Genomic DNA, 608 nt, shown 5'->3' with positions numbered 1-608 from the left:
CGTCGCGCTCGGGACCGCTCGCGGCATACACCACCGCGTCGGGCGCCAGGGCGATCAGCGCGTCGGCATCGTTGGTAGCCGCGATACCCAGCGGCTCGATGCCGGCCAATTCCCCGGCGTCCTTGCCGACTTTGTCGGGCGAATGCACCCATACCCCAACGAGTTCCAGGTCTGGCCGGCGGCGGATCGCATCGATGGCGATCGACCCGACTCCCCCCGTCGACCACACGACGGTACGCATAGGGTTCACCTCCCTACTCATGAGCGCCCGCGGCGCACGTAGTCGGCGGCCGGCCCAGCCCAACTCGGAGCACGCAGGTCGAACCTCAGCGTGAGCATCAACAGCACCATAACCTAAGATTTGTTCATTAGGATAGTGCCTACTCTCTTAACAGGAGGAACAGGATGACGACCCAGCGGGTAGTGGTCTGGGCGACGGGCGGCATCGGGTCGATCGCGATCCGCACCATCCACCGACGCCCCGATCTGGATCTGGTCGGCGTGTGGGTGCACTCCGCGGAGAAGGTCGGCAGGGACGCCGGCGAACTCGCCAACGGCGAGCCGATCGGCCTCGCCGCCACCAGCGATGCCGACGCGCTGATCGCCCT

The 608-nt window shown here is 66.6% G+C and carries 2 pseudogenes; one reads left to right on the top strand and one right to left on the bottom strand.

The annotated features are described in order from the left end of the window. A pseudogene (locus A5736_RS13835) lies at positions 1-241 on the bottom strand (dihydrodipicolinate reductase); the annotation flags it as partial. A gap of 164 nt (positions 242-405) precedes the next feature. Here A5736_RS13835 and A5736_RS13830 point away from each other — a divergent pair. After that, positions 406-608: pseudogene (locus A5736_RS13830) on the top strand (dihydrodipicolinate reductase); the annotation flags it as partial.

The organism is Mycobacterium sp. SP-6446 (genome assembly GCF_001954045.1).
Taxonomy (GTDB): Bacteria; Actinomycetota; Actinomycetes; order Mycobacteriales; family Mycobacteriaceae; genus Mycobacterium.
Note: the sequence above shows the minus strand (reverse complement) of the source record. Positions and strands in the feature narration are given on the sequence as shown.